This is a genomic window from Pseudomonas sp. PDM25 (genome assembly GCF_019219045.1).
Classification (GTDB): domain Bacteria; phylum Pseudomonadota; class Gammaproteobacteria; order Pseudomonadales; family Pseudomonadaceae; genus Aquipseudomonas.
Genome location: NZ_JAHUWL010000002.1, coordinates 563,575 through 588,387, shown reverse-complemented (window position 1 = coordinate 588,387; position 24,813 = coordinate 563,575). Strand labels below are relative to the sequence as shown.

At 61.3% G+C, this 24,813-nt stretch carries 25 protein-coding genes; 14 read left to right on the top strand and 11 right to left on the bottom strand.

The features are described 5' to 3' along the window. Positions 1–9: 9 nt before the first annotated feature. From KW848_RS05295 to KW848_RS05285, 3 genes are read right to left on the bottom strand one after another with little or no spacing between them, the layout of a single operon-like run. On the bottom strand, positions 10–420 hold the full coding sequence (locus KW848_RS05295; RefSeq protein ID WP_218536229.1) for an SRPBCC family protein: 411 nt from the start codon (positions 418–420) through the stop codon (positions 10–12). A gap of 27 nt (positions 421–447) precedes the next feature. After that, on the bottom strand, positions 448–1,245 hold the full coding sequence (locus KW848_RS05290) for an SDR family NAD(P)-dependent oxidoreductase (protein ID WP_218536227.1): 798 nt from the start codon (positions 1,243–1,245) through the stop codon (positions 448–450). Between the two features lie 2 nt (positions 1,246–1,247). Then, positions 1,248–2,264 carry an aldo/keto reductase gene (locus tag KW848_RS05285; protein ID WP_218536225.1) on the bottom strand — a complete coding sequence of 339 codons (1,017 nt, stop codon included), beginning with the start codon at positions 2,262–2,264 and terminating at the stop codon, positions 1,248–1,250. A gap of 118 nt (positions 2,265–2,382) precedes the next feature. Between KW848_RS05285 and KW848_RS05280 the strand changes: the two genes are divergently transcribed. Beyond that, on the top strand, positions 2,383–3,279 hold the full coding sequence (locus KW848_RS05280) for a LysR substrate-binding domain-containing protein (RefSeq protein ID WP_218536222.1): 897 nt from the start codon (positions 2,383–2,385) through the stop codon (positions 3,277–3,279). Between the two features lie 132 nt (positions 3,280–3,411). On the opposite strand, the gene KW848_RS05275 is transcribed toward KW848_RS05280, so the two are convergent. Continuing rightward, positions 3,412–3,612, bottom strand: a complete 201-nt coding sequence (locus tag KW848_RS05275; RefSeq protein WP_218536219.1) for a hypothetical protein — start codon at positions 3,610–3,612, stop codon at positions 3,412–3,414. A gap of 382 nt (positions 3,613–3,994) precedes the next feature. Here KW848_RS05275 and KW848_RS05270 point away from each other — a divergent pair, with 382 nt between their 5' ends. Then, positions 3,995–4,915: a LysR substrate-binding domain-containing protein gene (locus KW848_RS05270; protein WP_218536218.1), complete on the top strand. Its 921-nt coding sequence runs from the start codon at positions 3,995–3,997 to the stop codon at positions 4,913–4,915. On the opposite strand, the gene KW848_RS05265 is transcribed toward KW848_RS05270, so the two are convergent. The 4 genes from KW848_RS05265 to KW848_RS05250 form a co-directional block, all read right to left on the bottom strand. Beyond that, the gene (locus KW848_RS05265; RefSeq protein ID WP_134098780.1) at positions 4,836–5,432 is read right to left on the bottom strand and encodes a DinB family protein; all 597 of its coding nucleotides are present in this window, start codon (positions 5,430–5,432) and stop codon (positions 4,836–4,838) included. The genes KW848_RS05270 and KW848_RS05265 overlap by 80 nt on opposite strands. Positions 5,433–5,510: 78 nt before the next feature. Next, positions 5,511–6,635 carry an NAD(P)/FAD-dependent oxidoreductase gene (locus KW848_RS05260; RefSeq protein WP_218536215.1) on the bottom strand — a complete coding sequence of 375 codons (1,125 nt, stop codon included), beginning with the start codon at positions 6,633–6,635 and terminating at the stop codon, positions 5,511–5,513. Positions 6,636–6,651: 16 nt separating this feature from the next. Further along, complete coding sequence (locus KW848_RS05255) at positions 6,652–7,965, bottom strand: MFS transporter (RefSeq protein ID WP_218536212.1); 1,314 nt, start codon at positions 7,963–7,965, stop codon at positions 6,652–6,654. Positions 7,966–8,303: 338 nt separating this feature from the next. Beyond that, a complete protein-coding gene (locus KW848_RS05250; protein WP_192410706.1) occupies positions 8,304–9,092 on the bottom strand; it encodes an SDR family oxidoreductase in 789 nt (262 codons plus the stop codon). A gap of 398 nt (positions 9,093–9,490) precedes the next feature. Between KW848_RS05250 and KW848_RS05245 the strand changes: the two genes are divergently transcribed. The 3 genes from KW848_RS05245 (at position 9,491) to KW848_RS05235 (ending at position 12,117) form a co-directional block, all read left to right on the top strand. Beyond that, a complete protein-coding gene (locus tag KW848_RS05245) occupies positions 9,491–10,657 on the top strand; it encodes an iron-containing alcohol dehydrogenase (protein WP_192410705.1) in 1,167 nt (388 codons plus the stop codon). 13 nt (positions 10,658–10,670) lie between these two features. After that, the gene (locus KW848_RS05240) at positions 10,671–10,985 is read left to right on the top strand and encodes an NIPSNAP family protein (RefSeq protein WP_046055817.1); all 315 of its coding nucleotides are present in this window, start codon (positions 10,671–10,673) and stop codon (positions 10,983–10,985) included. A 148-nt stretch (positions 10,986–11,133) separates the two neighbouring features. Continuing rightward, positions 11,134–12,117, top strand: a complete 984-nt coding sequence (locus KW848_RS05235; protein ID WP_218536210.1) for a cyclase family protein — start codon at positions 11,134–11,136, stop codon at positions 12,115–12,117. Here KW848_RS05235 and KW848_RS05230 read toward each other — a convergent pair. Continuing rightward, a complete protein-coding gene (locus KW848_RS05230) occupies positions 12,110–13,039 on the bottom strand; it encodes a LysR family transcriptional regulator (RefSeq protein WP_192410703.1) in 930 nt (309 codons plus the stop codon). The genes KW848_RS05235 and KW848_RS05230 overlap by 8 nt on opposite strands. Between KW848_RS05230 and KW848_RS05225 the strand changes: the two genes are divergently transcribed. Next, positions 13,038–13,403 (top strand): hypothetical protein, encoded by a 366-nt coding sequence (locus tag KW848_RS05225; protein ID WP_218536208.1) that lies wholly within the window; start codon positions 13,038–13,040, stop codon positions 13,401–13,403. The genes KW848_RS05230 and KW848_RS05225 overlap by 2 nt on opposite strands. A 15-nt stretch (positions 13,404–13,418) precedes the next feature. On the opposite strand, the gene KW848_RS05220 is transcribed toward KW848_RS05225, so the two are convergent. Both KW848_RS05220 and KW848_RS05215 read right to left on the bottom strand, forming a co-directional pair. Further along, positions 13,419–14,759: a sorbosone dehydrogenase family protein gene (locus KW848_RS05220; protein WP_218536205.1), complete on the bottom strand. Its 1,341-nt coding sequence runs from the start codon at positions 14,757–14,759 to the stop codon at positions 13,419–13,421. 184 nt (positions 14,760–14,943) lie between these two features. Further along, positions 14,944–15,867: a LysR family transcriptional regulator gene (locus KW848_RS05215; protein WP_111448777.1), complete on the bottom strand. Its 924-nt coding sequence runs from the start codon at positions 15,865–15,867 to the stop codon at positions 14,944–14,946. A 175-nt stretch (positions 15,868–16,042) separates the two neighbouring features. Between KW848_RS05215 and KW848_RS05210 the strand changes: the two genes are divergently transcribed. From KW848_RS05210 to KW848_RS05175, 8 genes are all read left to right on the top strand, one after another. Further along, the gene (locus KW848_RS05210) at positions 16,043–17,182 is read left to right on the top strand and encodes an iron-containing alcohol dehydrogenase (RefSeq protein ID WP_218536203.1); all 1,140 of its coding nucleotides are present in this window, start codon (positions 16,043–16,045) and stop codon (positions 17,180–17,182) included. A gap of 75 nt (positions 17,183–17,257) precedes the next feature. Further along, positions 17,258–18,037 carry an enoyl-CoA hydratase-related protein gene (locus KW848_RS05205; RefSeq protein ID WP_218536201.1) on the top strand — a complete coding sequence of 260 codons (780 nt, stop codon included), beginning with the start codon at positions 17,258–17,260 and terminating at the stop codon, positions 18,035–18,037. Between the two features lies 1 nt (position 18,038). Then, positions 18,039–19,244 carry a CaiB/BaiF CoA-transferase family protein gene (locus KW848_RS05200; protein WP_218536198.1) on the top strand — a complete coding sequence of 402 codons (1,206 nt, stop codon included), beginning with the start codon at positions 18,039–18,041 and terminating at the stop codon, positions 19,242–19,244. Between the two features lie 175 nt (positions 19,245–19,419). Further along, complete coding sequence (locus KW848_RS05195; RefSeq protein ID WP_111448781.1) at positions 19,420–20,463, top strand: TRAP transporter substrate-binding protein; 1,044 nt, start codon at positions 19,420–19,422, stop codon at positions 20,461–20,463. A 15-nt stretch (positions 20,464–20,478) separates the two neighbouring features. Further along, entirely contained in the window at positions 20,479–22,377 is a 1,899-nt protein-coding gene (locus tag KW848_RS05190) for a TRAP transporter large permease subunit (RefSeq protein ID WP_218536196.1), read from the top strand. Between the two features lie 22 nt (positions 22,378–22,399). Next, on the top strand, positions 22,400–22,858 hold the full coding sequence (locus tag KW848_RS05185; protein ID WP_218536193.1) for a thioesterase family protein: 459 nt from the start codon (positions 22,400–22,402) through the stop codon (positions 22,856–22,858). A 15-nt stretch (positions 22,859–22,873) separates the two neighbouring features. Then, positions 22,874–23,833, top strand: a complete 960-nt coding sequence (locus tag KW848_RS05180) for an amidohydrolase (RefSeq protein WP_218536191.1) — start codon at positions 22,874–22,876, stop codon at positions 23,831–23,833. After that, positions 23,826–24,785 (top strand): amidohydrolase, encoded by a 960-nt coding sequence (locus tag KW848_RS05175; protein WP_218536189.1) that lies wholly within the window; start codon positions 23,826–23,828, stop codon positions 24,783–24,785. Before KW848_RS05180 ends, KW848_RS05175 begins: the two co-directional genes overlap by 8 nt. Positions 24,786–24,813: the final 28 nt, after the last annotated feature.

Below are 24,813 nucleotides of genomic sequence, written 5' to 3'. Positions count from 1 at the left end.
AGTTCAGGGTCAGGCTGGGTAGTTGGCGCGCAGGGCTTCGAGGCCGCCCTGGTAAATCCCGGCAAACAAATCCTCAACCTCTTTATTGCTCACACCGACAGGCGTAAACCGCCCGGACCACGTCACCCGCGCGCCCTGCCCCTGCGCTTCAACACTGATAGTCGCCAGATAGTCAGTCGCCGGAAACGGTGCCTGCAAAATCGAATAGCTGTAAGTCTTCCCGGCGTTATCAAACGCCTCCAACCGTTCAACCACCACTGCCCCGTCCGCCGTTTGCAGGCTACGCACCCGGCCGCCTTCACTCAGCTCGCTTTTGGGAATAAACGGCAGCCAGTCCGGCAACGAATTAAAGCCGCCAATCAATTGCCAAACCTGGTCGGTGGTCGCCGGGATGTCGATGAATGCTGATGCTGTAGCCATGAAATAGTCTCTCTCAATCAATAAGGTTCAGATCGCCATGCTGTCGACGACGCCGCCGTCGACCCGTAAAGCTGCGCCAGTAGTGGCCGAAGACAGCGGCGAGGCGATATAAACCACCAGATTCGCGACCTCCTCGACATCCGCCACGCGCTGGATGATCGAGGTCGGCCGAGCCTTGCGCACGAAGGCGTCGGCTTCTTCCCGAACGCTGCGCCCCGATTTGTCAGTGGCGTCCTTGAGCATCTGCTCCAGGCCATCGGTCAACGTCGGGCCAGGCAGGATGGCATTAACCGTCACCCCAGTGCCCGCCAGCCGTTTGGCCAAACCATGGGACACCGCCAGGTTGGCGCTTTTGGTCACGCCGTAGTTGAGCATGTCGGCCGGTGTTGCGACCCCGGATTCCGAGGACAGGAAGATCACCCGACCCCAGCCCTGCTTGACCATGTCCGGCACGTAATGGCGGGACAGGCGCACGCCAGAGATTACGTTGACCTCATAAAAACGCGTCCACTCGCTGTCCGGCGTGTCGAAGAAATCCACGTCGTTGAAGATCCCGAGGTTGTTCACCAGGATGTCCGCCCGTGGTTCGGCGGCGAACAACAACTCGGCACCTTCGGCCGTGCCGAGGTCTGCGGTCAGGCCACGCAACTGCGCGTCCGGCACGCTCTGGCGAATGCTTGCCAGCGCCTGTTCGACCTTGGCCGTCTCGCGGCCGATCACCACCACCGTGGCGCCGGATTCGGCCAGCGCCTTGCTGATGCCCAGGCCAATGCCGGCGGTGCTGCCGCTGACAATGGCGAGTTTTCCACTCAGATCGATTTTCATGCTCAACCTCCAATGATCGGCAATGGCGCACGTTCGGACACCAGTTTCGCCTCGCGCATCGCCTGCCAGAAAGCAGCGGGAATGACGGCCGACATCGCGGCAACGTCTTCAGCAATCCGGTCGGGACGGCTGGAGCCTGGAATCACTGCCGCCACGGCCGGGTTAGCCAGGGAGAATTGCAACGCAGCGGCCTTGATGTCGACACCATGGGCGGCAGCAATTCGCTTGATCTGCTCGACTTTATTGATGATCGCCGGGCTGGCTTTCTGGTATTCGAAGTGTGTACCACCGGCCAGAATGCCCGAGCTGTAAGGACCACCGACCACGATCTCGACGTTCTGCGCCAGCGCGGCGTCCATCAAGCGTTGCAATGCACGGTCGTGGTCGAGCAGCGTGTAGCGACCGGCCAGCAGAAAGCCGTCCGGCTGGGCTTCGGTCAGATCCAGGGTCAGCTCGCACGGCTCAACCTTGTTCACGCCCAGGCCCCAGCCCTTGATCACGCCTTCTTCGCGCAAGCGGGTCAGCACCTTGAAGGCGCCGGTGCGGGCCTGGTTGAAGTATTCCAGCCATTGATCGCCGTAGAAGTCCTGGGCGATGTCATGCACCCAGACGATGTCCAGACGATCGGTTTGCAGGCGCTTGAGGCTGTCTTCGATGGAACGCATCGTGGCGTCGGCGCTGTAGTCGTTGACGATCTTGTTCGGGCGGCCGTGTTCGAATACTCCGCTTTTTTCGCCCAAGTCACGGGCCGCGGCGTCTTCGACTTCATCGAGAATCACTCGGCCGACTTTGCTGCTCAGCACATAGTCGTCGCGGTTGTACTGGGCCAACGCGGCGCCCAGACGAATTTCCGACAGGCCCGAACCGTAAAACGGCGCGGTGTCGAAGTAACGCACGCCGGCATCCCAGGCAGCGTGGACGGTGGCCATCGCCTCTTCTTCAGGAATGGCGCGGAACATGTTGCCCAATGGGGCGGTGCCGAAACCGAGGGCGCCGGGCAGTTTGTCTTTCAAGCTCATGGGTTTTTCCTCTTGAGTGTCAGGGGTCAGCAGAGGTGACCGTTGAGCAGATCCTAGATTGCGATGATCGGACCGTCCAAGACATAATGTGCAGCACTTGAGTCCCTATAGGTCTGACATGATCGACATCCGCCAATTGCGCTACTTCGTCGCCGTCGCCGAAGAAGAACACGTCGGTCGCGCCGCCGAACGCCTGCACATTTCCCAATCGCCTTTGAGCCGGCAGATCGCCCAGCTTGAAGAGCGCCTGGGGCTGACCCTGTTCGAACGCAGCCAGCAACGCATTCGCCTGACCCGTGATGGCCAGACGTTCCTGGCCGAAACCCGCGCCCTGCTGACCCACGCCAATCGCCTGGAATCCCTGGGCAAGCGCCTCGGTCGCGGCGAAGAAGGCGGCTTGTGCATCGGCTACATCGAAAACGCTATGCACGCCGGCGTCTTGCCCAATGCCTTGCGGGTGCTGCGGGTTGACCGGCCGAACGTGCACGTCGCGCTGTATAACCTCAATTCCGCCGAACAACTCGAAGGCCTGCGTCAGCGTAGTCTGGATATCGCCCTGGTCAGCGAACCGCCCGTCGCCGACGATCCAGATCTGCTGGGTTTTCAGGTGCTGGACGATCCGATGCTACTGGCCCTGCCCGAACATCATCCGTTGGCTAACCACACCACACTGACCCCGGCAGACCTGGCCGATCAGGAATGGATCGGCGTGCAACCGCGCCAGGACGCCGCCAGCCGCGACGACTTCGTCAGCGCCTGCATCCGCGCCGGTTTCACCCCGGACATTCGCATGGAAGCCACTGAACCTTTCACCGCGTTGGGATTGGTGGCGTCGGGGCTGGGCATCGCCATGATCCAGAAAGGCCTGAGCCGCAACGCACCACCCGGCGTGGTGCTGCGGGAAGTGCCATGGATTTCCTTCACCACGCCGCTGTGGGCCGCGTGGCACCGGATCAACTTGCGGCCGCTGGTGGAAACGTTCAGGAAAGTGCTGACCGAATCCGGCCCGGCATGATCGTTCCCACGCGCAGCAAAGGAATGCAACCGGGACGCTCCGCGTCCCTTTTGCGAGCTGGAACGCGGAGCGTCCCTTGATGCATTCCCACGCGGGAGCGTGGAAATGATCGAGCATGGGGCGGGGCTGATTTCACTTTTTCTTTACACAATCGGCATGGTCCTTATCGGCCCCGTAGCAATCCAGCGCAAGTGGTTTGCCTAGACTTTCAATATTCTGCTGGCCAATAAACTCCAATCCTTTTTTTGCATAGTTTTCGCCTGCAATTGCCGCTCCGCTTAACGAGGTGACGGCCAATACACTTGCAAAGCACCATATTTTCAGTGTGTTCATCAAAGTATTCCTTTTGTTGTCGTAAGGATGAAGCGAGTGCTCGCGGCACCGCCGAGCTCATCACACACGAACGGGAAGCAGGTTCGATACTGTCAGATGTAACAGTGGCGATGAACGGTCCTCAACAAGGGAACGAATAAGGGCGTGCACTTTTTCGCAGGCCGCGTGGGGAGCACACAAAACCCTGTGGCGAGGGGGCTTGCCCCCGTTGGGTCGCGCAGCGGCCCCAAAACCTGCAACCGCGTTCATTCAGGTAAACCGAGTGCACAGGATTCACGACTGCTCCGCAGCCGAACGGGGCGGTGCGACGTTTTGCTAACCCCCCTCGCCACAGGTTTGGTGCTTTACTGAAAAAACCCCGAAATCCTGCGAGTAAACCCGCATGAACCGCAACGACCTGCGTCGCGTCGACATGAACCTGTTGGTGATTTTCGAAACCCTGATGTTCGAAAAGAACCTGACCCGGGCCGGGGAGAAGCTGTTTCTCGGTCAGCCCGCCGTCAGTGCCTCACTGGCCAAGTTGCGCGATCTGTTCGACGACCCGCTGCTGGTGCGTAACGGTCGGGTGCTGGAGCCGACCCAGCGCGCATTGGCGATCCTCAAGGAATTGCAGCCGGCGATGGACACCATCTCCGGCGCGGTCAGCCGGGCCAAGGATTTCGACCCGTCCACCAGCCGCGATGTGTTTCGCATCGGCCTGTCCGACGACGCCGAGTTCGGCCTGTTTCCTCCGTTGCTCAAGCAAATACGCGAAGAGGCGCAGAACGTTGTGGTGGTGGTGCGGCGGGTGAATTTTCTGCTGATGTCGTCGATGCTCTCCAGCGGGGAGATTTCCGTCGGGATCAGCTACACCACGGAGCTGCCAGCCAACGCCAAGCGCAAGAAGTTGCGCGACCTGAGCGTGAAGATCCTGCGCGGCGACAATCGCCCCGGCACCCTGACCCTGGATGAATACTGCGAACGTCCGCATGCGCTGGTGTCGTTTTCCGGGGATTTGACCGGTGCCATCGACAACGACCTCGCACGTATCGGCCGCTCACGCCGGGTGGTGCTGGCGGTGCCGCAGTTCGCCGGCCTGCGCGCCTTGCTGGCCGGCACCGATATGCTGGCCACGGTGCCGGACTACGCGGCGTGCGCGCTGATTGAAGGCAGCAGTCAGCTGCGGGCCGACGACCCGCCGTTTGACATCGTCCTCTCCGAACTGTCCATGGTCTGGAACGGGGTCAACGATAACGATCCGGCAGAACGTTGGTTGCGCTCGCGAATAGCCCAACACATGTCGGCGCCGCTGCCGGGGCATTAATCGATTGGAAAGCAGCGGGGTCGGTCTCGCGCAGGTATACCGGCAGGTCAGTGACCGGTGGCATGACCGGGATCTCGAAATACATCTGGATCACCCAGCCGCGGTGATAACTGGCGTGGTTGACCACATGCATCAGTATCGCGCCGGCGCTCATGATGCCGCTTTCCCCCGAGACAAAGCTGAACTCGACGGGTTTATCCAGTGAGGCATCGGTCTGCCGTTCGCTCCAGTCGCAATACCAGTGATCGATGTCCTTTTGCGCCAGGCGCAGCTCGGCGAGTTCGGGGTGCAGCAGATCGTGTGAAGTTTTAAAGCCGTGCCCTCGGCCTTCGAGGTGGGCTCGCCAGATGCAGTCCACCACGTAGATGTGGTTCAGGGTGCCGATCATGTTCTTGAACACCGACACGCGCTCTTTATTGACCTCACCCGGTGGCAGTGCGGCCAGGCTGTCAAAGAGGCGTTGATTGGCCCAGCGTTTGTAATCGGCAAGCATGCGGGCAGTGCGTACGTTAATCATCGCAGGTCTCCCATTGTGATGGGCGCACTGCCAAGCATAGCCCCCACGGCGAGCGGCATTGCAAACGCTGATTACCGGTCACTTCGCGACCTGCGAATGCGGGGGCAGATGGTCCACCACCCGATCGGCCAACGCCAGGCAACTGGTCAACCCCGGTGACTCGATTCCGAACAGGTTCACCAGCCCCGGCACACCATGCCCGGCCGGGCCACTGATGACAAAGTCGGCCGTCGGCTCGGCCGGCCCGGTGATTTTCGGGCGGATTCCGCTGTAAGCCGGTTGCAGGCTGTTATCGGGCAATCCCGGCCAGTAGCGCCGGATCGCCTCGTAGAAGCCATCGGCTCGGCGTGGATCCACACGATAATCGACCTGATCGACCCATTCGACGTCCGGCCCGAAGCGCGCCTGGCCGCCCAGATCCAGCGTCATGTGCACACCCAGCCCCGCACTTTCCGGGGCCGGATACACCAGATGCCGGAACGGCGCCCGACCGCTGAAACTGAAATAGCTGCCCTTGCATAGCCGGGCAGTTGGAACGTGCTGCGACGGCAAGCCTTCAATCCGGCTCGCCACCTCAGGCGCAAACAATCCGGCGCAATTGATCAACTCACGGCAGCTCAAGGTCATCGGTTGGGCACCGCCCATCTGCAGTTCGAAACCTTGCTCGGTGCAACGGGCCGACGCCAGCGGCGTATGAAAAACCAGCGACGTGCCGCTGGCCTCGGCATCTGCCTGAAGCGCCAGCATCAGGGCATGGGAATCGACGATCCCGGTGGACGGCGACCAGAGCGCAGCGACGCAGGACACTGCCGGTTCAAGTTCCCGCGCCTGGTCGGCGTCCAGCCATTGCAAGTCATCGACGCCGTTGCTGTGGCCCTGCGCCAACAACTTCCGCAAGGCCGCGCACTGACCGTCATCGGTGGCGACGATCAGCTTGCCCAGGCGCCGATAATCGACGCCGCGCTCATCGCAAAAGGCGTAAAGGCGTTGCTTGCCCTCCACGCACACTTGCGCCTTGAGGCTGCCGCTCGGGTAGTAAATGCCGGCGTGGATCACTTCCGAATTGCGCGAGCTGATGCCCACGCCAATGCCCTCGCCCGCCTCGACCAGGATCACGTCCCGCCCGCTGCGGGCCAGGGCTCTGGCGACCGCCAGCCCGACCACTCCGGCCCCGACCACCACGCATTCGATATCGACGCTCACCTACCCTCCGCTCCTTTCACGCCAGCCCTCGTTCCCGATAATCGATCAGGCTGGAGAATATCGCCAGCAGCATGGCCATGACCACGAAGAAGATCAGCACCAGGAAGTACGACCCGGTGAACTGCACGATCAGCCCGATCAGGATCGGCACGATCACCCCGGCCATGTTCCCGCAGAAGTTCATGGTGCCGGCCAATACGCCGGTTTTCGAGGTGCCGCCGAGGATCGACGGAATGCACCAGTACATGCCGCACCAGCGAATGAAAAACATCGCCACGCAGAGCAAGCCGATCGCTTTGCTGGCCTCGCTCGCATACGCCACCGCCAGCATGCACAGGGCCGCCACCAGCGCCGAACCGCTGAACATGCTGCGCATCACCAGATTGGGCGAAGCGCCGCTGGACTTCCATTTATCCCCCAGATAACCGCCAACCAGCTCGCCGACAAAACCGCACATGAAGATCAGGAACGTCGCCCCGCCCATGCTTGAAATGTTCAGGCCGTGGGTCTGATGCAGGTAGCTCGGCATCCAGGTCAACAAACCGTAGAACACACTGAGGATGCAGCAATAACCGGCGAACATCGCCAGCACCGAACGATCCTTGAGCAGCTCCTTGAAAGGAACACTGGTGACCGCGCCGGGTTGGCTGACTTTGATATTGCCCTCGGTGATGTGCGCCAGTTCCGCAGCATTCACCCCGGGGTGTTCGCGGGGATGGTTGCGAATGTATTTCCAGGCCAGCACGCCGGCGAGCATGGTGCCGATGCCGGCGATCACGAAGGCGATACGCCAGGAGTCGAACCAGCCGATCAGGCCGGCAATGATGATCGCGCCGAAGGCACTGCCCAGCGGTGCACCGCCATCGACCAGCACCGCGCCGCGTCCGCGTTCGTTAGGGGTCAGCCAGGCGCCGTTGAGCTTGGCCCCGGCGGGCATGATCGGCGACTCGGCAATGCCCAGGCCCATGCGGGTGATCAGCAGCATGATCCAGTTGTGCGCGCCAGCGGCCAGGGCCTGAAAGGCGCCCCAGGCGACGGTCGCAATGACGATCACACGGCGGGTCTGGAAACGATCCAGCAGCATGCCGCCAGGAATCTGCATCAACGCGTAGGACCAGAAAAACGCGCTGAGCATCAAGCCTTCCAGCGCCGGCGGAATCTGGAACTCACTGGAAATCAGCGGCAAGGCCACCGACAACGAAGCACGGTCGATGTAGTTGATCGCGGTCAGCAGCAACATGATGAGGAAGATCCGCCAGCGCACGCTGGTCGGGCGCTCGGTGGCAGACGCAGCGGTCAGCCGCAGGGTTTCGGCACTCGGAATGTTCATGAGGGGCGCTCTTATTGTTGTGGATGCAAGCGACCCAATACCTGTCAGCCAAGGTTCTGAACACCGCAATCCCTGTGGGAGCGAACTGTGGTGAGGGGATTTATCCCCGTTGGGTCGCGAAGCGGCCCCCGCGTCCGTTCAGACAGACCGGTTTGTCCGGATTGACGACTGCTTCGCAGCCGAACGGGGATAAATCCCCTCACCACAGTTCGCTCCCACAGGTTCTGCGTCTTGGCTGACTGACATTGGGCAAGCCACCTCACTCTAATCACGCACCCGACAGCTGAATAATGAGGGGATCTGATTGGGGGATCACCGAATGTCATCCCCCCAAAAAATCAGAACGTACCGGGGTAACTACCACCGTCCAGCAACAGGTTTTGCCCGGTGAGGAAACCGGCGTGGGCGCTGCAGATGAACGCGCAGTAGGCGCCGAACTCGTCAGGCTGCCCAAAACGCTGGGCCGGCACGTGCTGGCGGCGCTGCTCGCTGATGCTCTCGACCGTGGTGCTGTTGGCTTCGGCGGCGGCACTGAGGGTTTTGTGCAGGCGCTCAGTCTCGAACGGGCCTGGCAGCAGATTGTTAATGGTCACGTTGTGCCCGGCCAGACGCGACTGACGCGCGAGCCCGGCGATGAAACCGGTCAGCCCGCTGCGGGCGCCGTTGGACAGGCCCAGCACATCGATCGGCGCCTTCACCGCACCAGAGGTGATGTTGACGATGCGCCCGAACCCGCGCTCGGCCATGCCATCGACGCAGGCCTTGATCAGCTCGATGGGCGTGAGCATGTTGGCGTCCAGCGCTTTCAACCAGTCTTCGCGCTGCCAGTCCCGGAAGTCACCGGGCGGCGGACCGCCAGCGTTATTGACCAGGATGTCCACCTGCGGACACGCCGCCAACACCTGCTCACGCACCGCAGGCGTGCTGATATCCCCAGCCACCGTGCGCACTTCGATGCTCGGTGCCAGGTTGCGCAATTCTTCGGCCGCGGCCTGCAAGGTTTCATTGCCACGAGCGTTGATCACCAGATTGACGCCCTCCTTCGCCAAGGCTCGCGCACAGGCCAGGCCCAGCCCTTTGCTTGCGGCGCAGACGATGGCCCAGCGACCCGAAATAGCCAAATCCATGATGGTGCTCCTGTTGGTTGTGAGTTGAGGAAGACTGCGTGCGTTTAGGGTGAGGACGTGGTGTTTCTGGACGTCGCACCAGGCTTCGGAACCAGCCCTCACCCTAGCCCTCTCCCGGGGGGAGAGAGGACTGATCGCGGTGTTTGTCCGGAATATTGCGACCTGAGATATCAAGTCGAACTCGCGGTTTGAAAAGCATGGAGATCGGCTCCCTTTCCCCCTCTCCCCCGTGGGGAGAGGGATGGGCGGGCGGCGTTCCGATGAGGGGTGGATCTTGAAGCCGGCACACCCCTTCCGACAAGTGATGACAAACAGTGATCCCCAGATCAGACCTTTTCATTATCAGCCGCCACCCGCGCTTATTACTGTCTCCAGACCAATAAGAACCGGAGACACACATGAACCCGTTCCAGTTTTACTTCCCCACGACCCTGAAAAGCGGCAACGGCCTGGTGCGTCAGGCCGGTGCGCTGCTCAAGCCGCATGTTCGAAAAAAACTGCTGGTGGTCACCGACGAAGGGCTGATGGCGTCGGGCGTGATGGAAGGTTTTTTCGCCTCGTTGGCCGACAGTGACATTCACTACGAAGTGTTCTCCGGCGTAGAACCCAACCCCACCACCGACGTGCTGGAACGCGCCGTGGCGTTCCTGAAAAACCACGACTGCGATTCGGTAATCGGCGTCGGGGGCGGCAGCAGCATCGACACCGCCAAAGGTGTGGCGGCCATGGCCACCAACCCCGGCAACATCCTCGACTACGAAGGCTACGACAAACTGCTGCACCCGCCTCTGCCGGTCTTTGCCATTCCAACCACCTCCGGCACCGGCAGCGAATGCACGGCCTCCACCGTCTTCACCAACACCAAAACCCTGTTCAAGACCGTGATCATCAGCCCGGCGCTGTTTCCGAAACTGGCAATTCTCGACGCCGAACTGACGCTCAAACTGCCGCCATCGATCACCGCGGCCACGGGCATGGACGCGTTGACCCACGCCATCGAGTCCTACGTGTCGAAGCAGGCCAACCCGGTCAGCCAGGCCCTGGCGCTGCAAGCGATCAAGATGATCTGCACCCACCTGCCGAAAGCGTTTTTCTGCGGCTCCGACCTGCACGCACGGGAACAGATGCTGCTCGGTTCGTTCCTCGCCGGCGTCGCGTTCGCTCAATCGAAACTGGGCAACGTACACGCGATCTCCCACACCTTCGGCGGCGTGTTCAACATTCCCCATGGCATCGCCAACGCGACGCTGCTGCCCTACGTCATCGAATACAACCTGGCGGCCTGCCCAGAGCTGTTTCGTGAAATCGCCATGGCCATGGGCGAGAACGTCGATGGCCTGAGCGTTGCCCGCGCCGGGTACAAAGTGGTGGAACACGTGGTGGCGTTGAACAAGGCCATCGGCATTCCCGACAACATCAAGGACCTGGGCGTGAACCTCGACTACATGCCGCAAATGGTCAGCGACTCGATGCGCAGCGGCAACGTGCTGGTCAATCCACGCCTGACCACCGCCGCCGACATCGAACGAATCATCAGCAACGCCTGGCACGGCATTCACTCCTGAAGAGACGACACCCATGTTTTACGAAATGCGCACCTACACGATTCAAATCGGAAAAATGCAGACCTACCTCAAGCACTTCGAGGAAACCGGCCTGCCGGTGATCTCCCGCTACACCACGTTGGTGGGCTGGTGGTACACCGAAATCGGCGAGCTGAATCAGGTCATCCACATCTGGGCCTACGAGAGTCTCGATGACCGGATCAAGAAGCGCGCGGCGCTGTATCAAGACCCGGACTGGCTTGAAGGCTTCGTGCCGAAGGCGTTCCCGATGCTGGAAAAGATGGAATCGAAACTGCTGATCGCAGCCGACTTCTCCCCGATCAAATAATCCCCAGCCGACACCGTCCTCTGTAGGAGCAAGGCTTGCCCACGATGGCGGAGTGTCAGTCGACATCATCGTTGCTGACTCACCGCCATCGCGGGCAAGCCTTGCTCCCACAGGGGTGGTTGCGGCTGCCAAACCCAAGGACAACCTCATGTGCGACCACAATCCCAATAACACCGCCGCTGACCGTTCCCCCGATATCAAAGCCTTGCTCGAAGGCCTGCCGACCAACTGGGGCAAATGGGGGCCGGACGATGAGGTCGGCGCCCTGAATTACCTTCAAAGTGCAGAAATCCTTCGGGGTATCGCCTCGGTCCGCCAGGGCAAGACCTTCACCCTGCAAGTGCAGATCGGCCACCCCAAAGGCGAACCATTGTGGCCCGGCCGACGTCCGTCGATGCGGGTCAACGTGCTGGACAAGGGCCATTTCCTGGCCGGCAAGAGCCACTTCGACGGCCATGTGGAATACGCCGACGACGTGATCTTCATGCACCTGCAAGGCTCGACCCAATACGACGCCCTCGGCCACGTCTGGCACGACAACAAACTGTGGAATGGCTACGACGCCATGAGCACCATCGGCAGCATGGACAAGGCCAGCATCCTGCCGATTGCCGAGCGCGGGATTGTCGGGCGTGCGGTACTGATCGACATGGCCCGCTATCGCGGCAAGTCAGTGCTGGACAAGGGCGAAACCTTCAATCACCTGGACCTGCTGGCCGCAGCCAAAGCCCAGGGCATCGAGATCCAGAAGCGCGACATCCTGATCATCCGCACGGGTTGGATCGGCTCGTTCTATGAGCGCGAGCCGGAGGAGTTCTACAAGGACTTCGCCGAGCCGGGCCTGACCTTCAGCCGCGAGCTGGTGGAGTGGTTTCACCAGATGGAAATCCCCAACCTGGTGACCGACACCATGGCCAACGAAGTAGCTGTCGACCCCGTCTCAGGCGTGCTGATTCCGCTGCACAATGCCTTGATGCGCAACCTCGGCGTGACCTTCACCGAAGTGGCGATGCTTGATGCTCTGGCAAGTGATTGCGCTGAAGACGGCCAGTGGCAGTTTCTCTATACCGCGGCGCCGTTGAAGGTCGTTGGCGGCACGGGTGCACCGGTCAATCCGATCGTGATCAAGTAATCAGGTCCTGCTGCAACTCGTTGATCAGCAAGGTCGCCGCCGGGGAAAGATCGGCGCCGGCCCGGCTGATCACGCCGTAAGGCTCGATCAATGCACGCATCGACACGGGCAGTTTCACCAGCAAATCGTGTTGTTCGCAGAACCTGGCCACTTCCACCGGGATCACCGCTAACAAGGTCGGATCCTGTTGCACCAATAAAATGGTGGCAAAAATCGACGAGGTTTCCAGCGGATACCGGGGAGTTCCCAGCCCTGCCTCATTCAACTCACGTTCCAGGGTCTGACGCATCGGCATGTCCTTGGGATAAACCACCCAGCGGTACTCGCTCAACTGCGACAGCTGCAAAGACTCGGCGCTGGCCAGTGGATGGTCCTTGCTGGCGACCACCGCCAAGGGTTCTTCACTCAGTTCGATGAAGTCATAGGCATCCGAACGCTGGCCGACGCTGGTGCGACAAATCGCCAAGTCCAGCCGCCCCTGATCCAGCAACCCGAGCAACGTGGCGCTGGTGTTTTCCACCAGTTCCACCGACAGCTCCGGCTGCTTGAGGCGCAACTCGGTCAGGGCACGGGTCAGCAACGGCACCGCCCCCATGATCACCCCCACCGAGAGCCGCCCGCCCTGGCCTTGCATGATGCTGAGCATTTCTTCGCGAAGGTGCTCGACATCGCTGTAGATCAGCCGCGCATAACGAATCATGCAACGGCCCATTTCGTTGGCCACCAGGCCTTTGGGCTGGCGTTCGAACAGCGGCATGCCGAGCAACGATTCAACTTCACCCAACGCCTTGGTGGCGCCGGACTGGGAAATCGAAATCTTCTCGGCAGCCTTGTGCAACGAGCCGCGCTCATCCAGTGCGATCAGCAAACGCAGTTGTTTGAGGCGCAAGCGTGCAGCGATGCTGCAAAGGGAAGGAACCATGTCCGTGTGTTCTCGATTCAAGGAACGTTGTTTTTCAGCGAATGGCGACCGGGTTGATGTTGACCTGGGTCGAGCCCTTGTACAGCGGCTGGCCCAGCACGAACATGAATTATTTTTCAGTGTCTGCGGCCTGGGCGGCGCTGAAGGTGAAGAGCAAGGTGTTGTAGCCGCTTATGACGTAACACCGAGTGTCTTTAAACAGTCGTCGGTAAACATGTTTTTGCACTGCGCCAGATCCGACGCCATCGCGAGCAGGCTCACTCCCACAGGGACCGGTGTCGGCCACAAATCTTGTGAACAACATAAAACCAATGTGGGAGTGAGCCTGCTCGCGATGACGGTCGCTCATCCAGCATCCATCTAACTGGCCTACCCATCTCTAGGGCTTGGCGATTGCGATACGCCAGACCTTGTTCCCGACATCATCGGCCACCAACAACGCGCCGCTCTGGTCAAGCGTGACGCCCACCGGGCGCCCTTGGGCTTCGCCATCGGCATTGAGGAAATCAGTCAGGAAGTCCACCGGCAGCCCCGAGGGTTTGCCATCGCTGAAGGGAATGAACACCACTTTGTAACCGGCCTGGGGGTTACGGTTCCAAGAGCCGTGTTCACCGACAAAAACCCCATTGGCGAAATTGGCGGGCATGCCTCGGGCATCAGAAAACGTCAGGCCTAACGGTGCAACGTGCGTGCCCAACGCATAATCCGGCGCGATGGCCTTGGCCACCCGGTCCGGACGCGGCGGCTCGACACGGGTGTCGACATGGGCGCCGTAATAGCTCCACGGCCAACCGTAGAACGCACCGTCCTGCACCGACGTCAGGTAATCCGGCACCAGGTCGCTGCCGATTTCGTCGCGCTCGTTGACCACCGTCCACAATTGGCTCGAACCGGGCTTCCAGGCCAGTCCGTTGGGGTTGCGCAGGCCGCTGGCAAACAGACGTTTGCTGCCGCTTTTAACGTCTACCTCCCAAATCGCCGCGCGCCCTTCTTCCGCGTCGAGGCCGTTCTCGCCGACGTTACTGTTGGAACCCACCGTGACGTACAGCTTGGTCCCTTCAGGGTTGGCGATGACATTCTTGGTCCAGTGGTGATTAATGCCTGCGGGCAGATCGGTCACTTTCACCGGCGTCGCATTCACCTCGGTCTGACCCGCGTTGTACGGCACCTTGACCAGTGCATCGGCATTGGCAATAAACAATTCATTGCCCACCAACGCCATGCCAAATGGCGAGGCGAGGCCAGTCATGAAGACCTTCCGCACCTCCGCGTGGCCATCACCGTCGGCATCGCGCAACAAGGTAATGCGATTGGCGCTGGGTGCATCAGCGCCGATACGGCCCATCACAACACCCATGACGGTGCGTTTTGCCCAGGCGATCGGCCCGGTGCCACCGTCAGTCGCGCCTTCCGGCATCGGCGGGTGGTTGCTCTCGGCAACCAGGACATCGCCGTTGGGCAGCGTGTACACCCAGCGCGGGTGATCGAGGTTTTCGGCCAGCGCGGTCACTTTGAAACCGGCAGGCGCCTTGGGCATGTCATTACCGGCCCAGCCGATCGCTTTGGACACTTTTAACGTGGGGATCAACGAGGTGGTGGGTTCAGGCAATTGCGGGGACGGACCGACGCTGGCCTGAGGCGGCAATTTGGACGACTCGCCACACGCGGTGAGCAGCACAGCAGTGGTCATCAAGAGCGCAAGTCGGTTGGACACATTCATTGTTCTAACCTCGCAACGGCCATCCGTGGGCCAATTATTGGGCAGGCAAAATCCCGCGAAGTATCCCGGCGCGGGCCCGTTTCAAACACCGCGCCTGTCGCAAATCAAATTTGCCTGAAACGCACGAATGCGCGCCTCCAAAGCCGGGCACTATCGCAAGCGCCTGTTTCAACCGGCCCCGAGCTCAAACGGGGTTCAACAACGCCTCTCGCAGCAGCCTGGCCGCCGGCGAGTCCGGCACGCCTTTGCGCGAAACCAGTTCATACGGTTCGCTGCGCGAGGTGATGGGCAGCGGCAGCGTGGTGGTGAAACCGTAGCCGGAGCAGAACTTCGCCACGTCGGTCGACACCAACGCGACGAGGGTCGGGTTTTCCTGAAGCAGCGACAAGGTGGCAAACGCCGATGTGGTTTCCAGCAGGTGCACCGGGAAACGCAGGTCAGCCTCGTGAAACTCGCGCTCCAGCAGCAAACGCATCGGCATGTTGGCGCGATAGACCACCCAGCGGTAATCCACCAGGTCTTTCAGCGACAGCTGCCGGGCATAGGCGAACGGATGCTGGGTGCTGGCGATCACCGCCAGGGTTTCTTCGACGAAGGTGGCGCTCTCATACAAGTAGGGCGTGGTGCTGATGGTCGTGCGACAGATCGCGAGATCCAGGCGCCCGGCGTCCAGTTGGCTGAGCAGTGCGGCGCTGGTGTCCTCGACGATCTCGATGGACAGCTTCGGGTGGTCGGCAATCACCCGGCTGATCGCGGTGGTCAGCAGCGGGACGGCGCCCATGATGGTGCCGACGGACACACGTCCGCCCTCGCCGCTCATGATGCCGATGATCTCCTCGCGCAGATGGGCGAGGTCGGTCTGGATCAAGCGTGCGTAACGAATGACCGAGCGTCCGGCATCGTTCGGTTCAAGCCCGCGGTTAGTACGGGTGAACAGCGAAGTGCCGAAGGTGGTTTCAATTTCTTGCAGGGCTTTACTGGCGCCGGGCTGGGTCAGCGCGACCTGTTTGGCCGCGCCCAGCAAGGAGCCGTGTTCATCAAGGGCTATCAACAAGCGCAGCTGCTTGATGTGCAGGCGGGACATGATCGAATTGAGTGAGGGCGTCATCAGGGTTAACTAAAAGTTATAGAGGTATCGAAAGTTGTCAGTATCGAGGCTCGCCACGACGGCCCTATAGTCCACCCCACAACCAGGCAATGCAATGGGTTTGACCAGATAGCGAAAGCCTTCCTGCCGCAGACCGATTGCAACAATAACAATCCTGTATAACTTGTGGTGAATCATGTCCCTCATCAATTACGTCACCAAGATCCAGTTCGGCTACGACAGCCTGCAGCATCTGGCCGCCGAAGCCGAGCGCGCGGGCATTACCCGGCCACTGATTGTCACCGACATCGGCGTGCGCAATGCCGGCATCGTCGACAAGGTCATCGCGGCCCTCGGCGCCAGCCTTCCTCCTTCAATTTTCGACGCCACCCCGTCCAACCCCAACGAACACGCGGTACGTGAAGCCGTGGCGCAATACCACCTCGACGAGTGCAACGGCATCATCGCGGTCGGCGGTGGTTCTTCTATCGATCTGGCCAAAGGCGTCGCTGTCTGCGCCACGCACGACGGCCCCCTGCACAGCTTTGCGGTGATCGAAGGCGGGCTGGATCGCATCACCTCTGCCACCGCGCCGCTGATCGCCGTTCCCACCACGGCGGGCACTGGCAGCGAAGTCGGCCGAGGCGCCATCCTGATCCTCGACGATGGTCGCAAGGTGGGCGTAATCTCACCTTATGTGGTGCCTCGCGTGGCCATCTGCGACCCGGAACTGACCCTGGGCCTGCCACCGATGCTGACCGCCGCCACCGGCATGGACGCGATCGCTCATTGCATCGAGACGTTCATGGCGCCGGCCTTCAACCCCGCGGCAGATGGCATCGCCCTCGACGGCCTGTGGCGTGCCTGGGAACACATCGAGCGCGCCACCGCCGAACCCGATGATCGCGAAGCGCGAATGAACATGATGAGCGCGTCGATGCAAGGCGCACTCGCCTTTCAGAAGGGATTGGGCTGCGTGCACAGCCTGTCCCACGCCTTGGGCGGCATCAATCCGAAGCTGCACCACGGCACCTTGAACGCCATCTTTCTGCCAGCGGTCGTGGACTTCAACGCCAACGCCCCGACCGTTCGCGACGAACGCAAGCTCGAACGCCTGCGCCATGCCATGGGCCTTGAGGCCGGCGCCAATATCGGCACAGCCATCGAGGACATGACCCGCCGCCTGGGCCTGCCGACCCGCCTGAGCGAAATCGGCGTCGATGAAAGCCTGTTCGCCGGCATCGTCGAAGGCGCCTTGCACGATCACAGCCACAAGACCAACCCCCGCGAAGCATCGTCCGCGGACTACCTGTCGATGCTTGCGCAGTCTTTGTAAACCACCGCTATCCAACAACAATAAATCAGGAGGCAGCCGCAGCGTCGAACGTGATTCGACGCCAGCGGAACAATCATGAAGCCCACCGTCCTTATCGACCGGCAAGACAGCCTTGCCACCGTCACCCTCAGCCACCCTGGGAAAATGAACGCCCTGACCTTATCCATGTGGCAGGACCTGGGTGATGTCATGACCGAATTGTCCGCCGACGCCAGCGTGCGCTGCGTCGTGTTGCGCGGTGCCGGCGAACAAGCCTTTGCCGCTGGCGCCGATGTCAGCGAGTTTCCGACCGTACGCGCCAACGCCGCACAGGCCCGGGTCTATGCCGAGATCACCTCGGCGGCCATGCGTGCCGTCGTGGACTGCCCGCACCCGGTGATCGCGATGATCCATGGCGTGTGTGTCGGCGGCGGCCTGGAAATCGCCGCACTCTGCGACCTGCGTATCTGCGGCACCTCCAGTCGTTTCGGCGCACCGGTCGGCAAGCTGGGGCTGGTCATGTCCTATGACGAAATGGCCGGTCTGGTGGCGCTGGCCGGACGCTCGACCACCCTGGAGATTCTTCTTGAAGGCCGCATTCTCGACGCCCATGACGCCTACGTAAAAAACCTCGTGACCCGCGTCGTACCCGATGCCGAGGTCGAGTCCGAAACCCTCGCCACCGCCAGGCGCATCGTCAACGGAGCGCCCCTCGTCGCCCGCTGGCATCGCCAGGCCGCACGCCAGCTTGAGGCCGGCGTTGCCCCCAGCGTCGAGCAGATTGACGCGAGTTACTTCTGCTACGACACCGAAGATTTTCAGATCGGTCTGAACGCTTTCATCGAGAAAGCCAAACCACAATTCAAGGGGAAATAACATGGGACCGCTGACAGGAATGCGCGTGGTAGAACTGGCTCACATCATGTCCGGCCCGGTGTGCGGAATGATGCTGGCCGACATGGGCGCCGACGTGGTGAAGGTCGAGAAAGTCCCGGGCGGTGATGATTCGCGCCGCTTCTCGCCGATCATGGCCAGCGGTGAATCGGCTTCGTTCATGGTGGTGAACCGCAACAAGCGCGGCATTGGCCTGAACCTGAAAACCGAGGGCGGGCGCGACGTGTTGCGCCGCCTGTTGATGAACGCCGATGTGGTCACGGAAAACTTCCGTGCCGGCACCATGGAGAAATTCGGCCTGGGCTATGAAACGCTGAAAACCCTCAATCCAGGGCTGATCTACTGCGCGATCTCCGGCTACGGCCGCAGCGGGCCGTTCGGCGAGAAAGGCGGTTTCGACCTGATTGCCCAGGGCATGAGCGGCATGATGAGCATGACCGGTGAAGCCGGGCGCGAGCCGGTCAAGGCCGGTTCGCCAGTGGCTGACATCAACTCCGGCATCCTCGCCGCCCTCGGCATCTGCGCCGCTTACGCTGCCAAACAGAAAACCGGCCTCGGCCAGATGGTCGATACCTCGCTGTTCGAAGCCGGTCTGCAACAGATGTACTGGCCGGCGGCGGCGTATTTCGCCGATGGCACCATCCTGCCGAAGATGGGTTCGGCCAACTCCACCAGCGCGCCGTATCAGGTGTTCCGCACCGCAGACGGCTGGATCAACATTGGCGCCGCCAACCAGGCCAACTACGAACGGCTGGTCGAGGCGCTCGCCGTGCCACAACTCAAAGCCGACCCACGATTCGCCAGCAATGCGTTGCGCATGGAGCACCGCCTGGCCCTGGTGGAAATCCTCAACGAAGTCCTGGTCGCGCGCACCACGGATGAATGGATGGTGCTGTTCGACAGCCTCGGCCTGCCTGCCGGGCCGGTACTCGATATCGCCGCGGCACTGGCTCATCCGCAAACCGAAGCACGCGGCATGATCGTCGAGACTCAACACCCGACCGAAGGCCGGGTTCGCGGCATGGGCCTGCCGATTCACTTCTCCGACATGGACAACGCCGCACCGCCGGCCAGCCGGCATGCCCCGCTGCTCGGTGAACACACCCGCGAAGTGCTGAAAGAAAGCGGCTACGCGGAAGATGAAATCGACGAACTGATTCGAACCCAGGCCGTGGTGGCACTGGCATAACGCAAAAAAACTGTGGGAGCGGGCTTGCTCGCGAAGGCGGTGGCACAGACAAAAACTATGTTGCCTGACACACCGCTTTCGCGAGCAAGTCGAATCGTCGCACCGCCGCTCCCACAGGGAACAGTGTCAATTCGCTGTTTTTTAGAACAACTACAAAAACAATAAGGTGAACATCATGAGCCGTATCTTGACCGAAGCTGTCAGCCGTCGATCATTCCTGGTATCTGCCGGCGTCACCGTCGGCGGTGCATTCGCCGCCAACCTGCTGCCCTCCAGCGTCTTCGCCGCGACCAAACCCATCGTGTTGCGCTACACCAGCAGCCTGCCCGACACCCATCCCCTGAACATCCAGATGAAGGCGGCTTCACTGGCCATCAAGGCCGAAACCAACGGCGCCGTGGACCTGCAGGTGTACGCCAACGGCGCCATGGGCGGCGATACCGACATGCTGTCCCAGGTGCGTGCCGGGGCCATCGATTTCATTCCATTGCCAGGCGCGATTCTCTCCACACTGGTGCCGGCCATGTCGATCGAAAGCATGCCGTTCGCGTTCAAGGACTACGACAGTGTCTGGGCCGCGCTGGACGGCAAGCTGGGCGAATACGTACGCGCCAAGACCGAGAAGGTCGGCCTGATCCCGATGGAGAAAGTCTGGAACAACGGCTTCCGCCAGATCACCAGTTCGACGCGGCCGATCTACACGCCGCAAGACCTGGCCGGTTTCAAACTGCGGGTGCTGGTCAGCCCGTTGTGGACCTCCATGTTCAGCGCCCTGGGCGCCTCCCCTACCGGCATCAGCATCAACGAGACCTACTCGGCATTGCAGACCAAAGTGGTCGACGGCCAGGAAAACCCGCTGGTGGTGGTCGAAGCCGCGCGCTTCTATGAAGTGCAGAAATACTGCTCCATGACCGACCACATCTGGGGCGGCTTCTGGATCGTCGCCTCGGGCAAGACCTTCCCCAAACTGCCGGCGGACGTGCAGGAAATCGTTTCCCGGCAAATCAACGCCGCCGCGCTGGTTCAGCGTCAACAGGTGATCGATCTCAACTCCAGCCTGGAACCGTCCCTGACCGCCCATGGCATCACCTTCAACAAAGTCGACCGTTCATTGTTCCGCACTGAGTTGCAGTCCAAAGGCTTCTACACCCAATGGAAAGAAAAGTACGGCAATGAAGCCTGGAGCTTATTGGAGCAGTACGCGGGTCAACTGTCCTAAGCCGGAGACAAGGTCATGAAAAACCAAATACCAATGACGGATGTTTCTCCCGCTGAAGGACTCAGCACGCGCCCCACCACGTTTCGTCTCGGTCACGCCTTGGACACCGGGCTGCGCTGGCTGACCGAGGGCAGCGCGGCGTTGCTGGTGGTGGTCGAAGTCACGCTGCTGTTTTGCAATGTGTTCTCGCGCTACGTGCTCAACCAACCCATCGTCTGGGGCGACGAACTGGCCTCGCTGCTGTTTCTCTGGCTGGCGATGCTCGGTTCCGTGGTGGCGATGCGTCGAGGCGAGCACATGCGGCTGACCTCGTTCATCGGGCGGCTGCCGCTGGAAAAACGCGCCTTTGTCGACACCTTGGGTGCGGTGATTGTCATCGCGTTCATTGGGTTGCTGTTCACCCCGGCCTGGGAATACGTCAGCGACGAGTGGATCATCACCACCGCCGCCCTTGAAATCCCCAACGCCTTTCGCGTGTCTGCCATCGCGGTCGGTCTGAGCCTGATGCTGATGACCTGTGTCGCGCGTCTGCTGACCAGCGCCCGGTTGATCGACTTCTCCGTGTCGGTGGCGATGCTGGCTTCCCTGGCCGCACTGTTGTGGGTGGCTGAAGGCTGGATGTTGCTGATGGGTAACTGGAACCTGATCATTTTCTTCATGATCGGTGTGATGGCGATGATCGTGATCGGCGTGCCGATCATGGTGGCGTTCGGCCTGGCCACGGTGGCTTATCTGTCGACCATGACCGGCACGCCCTTGACCCTGGTGGTGGGCCGGATGGACGAAGGCATGGCGAGCCTGATCTTGCTGGCCATTCCGTTGTTTGTGTTTTTGGGGGCGCTGATCGAGGCCATGGGCATGGCCCGCGCGATGATCCGCTTCCTCTGCTCGTTGATCGGCCATGTCCGTGGCGGCCTGTCATATGTGTTGATCGGGGCCATCTACCTGATCTCCGGCATTTCCGGCTCCAAGGCTGCCGACATGGCGGCCATCGCGCCGGCGCTGTTTCCGGAAATGAAGAAACGCGGTGAGGATGAAAACGAACTGGTGGCGATGCTCAACGCGTCCGGGGCGATGTCGGAAACCATTCCGCCGAGCCTGGTATTGATCACCATCGGTTCGGTGACCGGCGTGTCGATTTCCGCCCTGTTCACCGGTGGTTTCATGCCGGCGGTGGTGGGTGCCATCGCCATGGCGGCGATGATCTGGTGGAAAAACCGCAAAGGCGAAGCCTCCACCGGTAAACGCGCCTCAGGCAAGGAAATCGGCCACTCGCTGCTGGTGGCATTACCGGCACTGGCCCTGCCCTTCGTGATCCGCACCGCGGTGGTTGAAGGGGTCGCGACCGCCACCGAAGTCGCCGCCATAGGCGTGGCCTACACCTTTGTCGTCGGGTTGCTGTGCTACCGCTGCTTTGACTGGCGCCGGCTGTATCCGATCCTGGTCAGCACCGCGTCATTGTCCGGCGCGATCCTGATCATCATCGGCAGCGCCACCGCCATGGCCTGGGCGTTGACCCAGTCGGGCTTCTCGCACCAGTTGGCGCAGGTGATGTCGACGGTGCCGGGTGGCGCGATGGGCTTCCTGATCATCTCCGCCGTGGCGTTCATCCTCCTGGGCAGTTTTCTGGAAGGCATCCCGGCCATCGTGCTGTTCGGACCGCTGCTGTTTCCGATTGCCAAGACCATGGGCATCAACGACGTGCATTACGCCATGGTCGCGATCTTCGCCATGGGCCTGGGTTTGTTCGCACCACCGTTTGGCGTGGGTTTCTACGCCGCCTGCGCCATCGCCAAGGTCGACCCCAGCGGCGCCATGCGTCGGGTCTGGCCGTATCTCGGCGCACTCGTTGTCGCCCTGGGCGTGCTGATCGCCGTGCCCTGGATTTCCATCGGTTTCCTGCCCAACGCCTGAATCACTTTTTACGAGGTTTCTCATGAATTTCTCCACACTCGAAGCCGGCACCGCCACCGAACGCCGACTGGTCATCGACAAGCAACGCACCATCTCGTTTCTGGGCGAGGACTTGCGCATCTACGCCACGCCCCGGTTGGTGGATGACATCGAACAGACCTGCCTTGATTACCTGCTCACCTTCCTCGATGAGGGCGAAAACACCGTCGGTGCGGCCGTCGACATCCGCCACGTCGGGGCCACGCTGCTCGGCATGTCGGTCAGCATCGTCGCCACGGTGACCCGGATCGAGGGTCGCAGCATCACCTTCAACGTCGAAGTGCGCGATGACGTCGAACTGGTGGCCACGGCGGCGCATACCCGGGTGGTGGTGAACATCGCCAAACTGCGCAGCCGCGTTCAGGCCAAGGCCGAAGCGGCCGCCGCAGGAGACGTCGAAGACGGCGTGCTCAGCCCTTCCCAATTCGCCGCGTCGCGCTGAACAATGGACGACGTCATGATCACGCTGCACGAACGCAATGGCTTGCCCAACCTTGCGGCCGAGGATGCGCTACCGATTGTCGATGCTCACCACCACTTGTGGGACCTGGGCAACGGTCGATATCCCTGGCTGCAGGACGACTATCACGAGGATTTTTTCCTCGGCGACTATCACAGCCTGTGCCGTGATTTCTTGCCGGAAAACTTTCTCGCCCTGACCGAAAGACAACGGTTGGTGGGAACGGTGCATGTCGAGGCCGAACGTGCTCGCGATGAGCAAGTCGCCGAGACACGCTGGCTGGAACAGGTGAATGCCCGTTACGGCTTCCCGAATGCCATCGTTGCCCACGCCTGGTTCGACCGTGAGGACAGCGCGGACATTCTCGCTGCTCAGGCCGCCAGGCCGCTGGTGAAAGGCATACGCTCCAAACCGGTGACCTCGGCATCGCCTGACGTGTCGATTGCCGGCGCCAAGGGCACCATGCAGGACCCGAAATGGCTGGAAGGCTTTTCGCGTCTGGCTGAGCACGGTCTGTCGTGGGACCTGCGCGTGCCGCCGTGGCACCTGGTCGAGGCCGCCGAAGTGGCGGCGATGTTTCCGCAGATCCAGATCGCCCTCAATCACACCGGTTTCGCCTGGGATCGCAGCCCGCAGGGCATGACCCGCTGGCGCAAGGGCCTGGAAGCGCTGGCCTTGCAGCCCAATGTGCACATCAAGCTGTCGGAGTTCGGGCTGAAAGACTCGCCGTGGAACTACGACGACAACCGGATCGTGGTGCTGACCGCATTGGAGATCTTCGGTCCCGAGCGCTGCATGTTCGCCAGCAATTTCCCGGTCGCCGGATTGCGCGCGTCCTACGACACGATTGCCGATGGCGTGGCCGCGATGCTCGCGCCACGGGGGCGTGCCGTGCAGGAAGCGGTGTTCGCCGGCAATGCACAACGCTTTTATCGTCTGGAGGAACAGCATGGATAACTCCTCCGTGATCGACTGGCGCGCAAGCTTTCTGGCCAGCGGCGAGGATGCAGACTTGCCCATCGTCGACGCTCATCAACATTATTTCGACATCGAAAAACATTACTACCCGTGGCTGAACGACCGCCCGTTGCGCCCCTTTCGTTATGGCGATTACTCATCGATCTGCCGCAACTTTCTGCCTGAGGACTATCGCCGGCTGACGAGCAACCATCGCATCGTGCAGACCGTCGTTATAGAGGGTGAATGGGACCCTGCGACGCCCGCCGACGAGGTGAGGTTTGTCGAATTACTGGCACAAAACGAACCGACCCTGGCGGCGATGGTGGCGCAGGTTTGGCTTGATCGTGAAGACGCATCGGACCTCTTGCGCCTGTACGGCGATCATCCGTTGGTACGCGGCGTGCGCCACAAACCGGCGGTCACCAGCCTTGAAGCCTGGCGCGAAGATTTCGTCGCGCCCGGCTCTATGCGTGACCCTCGTTGGCGCGAGGGCTATGCGCAACTGGCTGAAAACGGTCTGCATTTCGAGTTGCAGGCGCCCTGGTGGCATCTGGCGGAAGCGGCCGAGCTGGCCAGGGACTTTCCCGACGTGACCATCGTGGTCAATCACACGGCGCTGCCGGCGGATCGTTCGGAAGCAGGGTTGGCGGGCTGGCGTGAAAACCTCGCGTTGCTGGCACGGGAGCCGAACGTGGCCCTGAAGATTTCCGGCATTTGCATCCCCGGCAAGGCCTGGCCCGTCGAGTCGAACCGCGTGGTGGTGAACGACGCGATTTCGATTGTCGATGTCAGTCGCTGTGCGTTTGCCAGCAATTACCCGGTCGACGGCGTCGTGAACGGCATGAGCGAGATCTTCGACGGCTTCAAAACGATTGTCAGCGACCGCTCCCTGACGGATCGGCTCGCCCTGTTTCATGACAACGCCCGACGCATTTACCGGCTCACTTGACCCTCATTTGAACAGCCCTTCAGGAGTT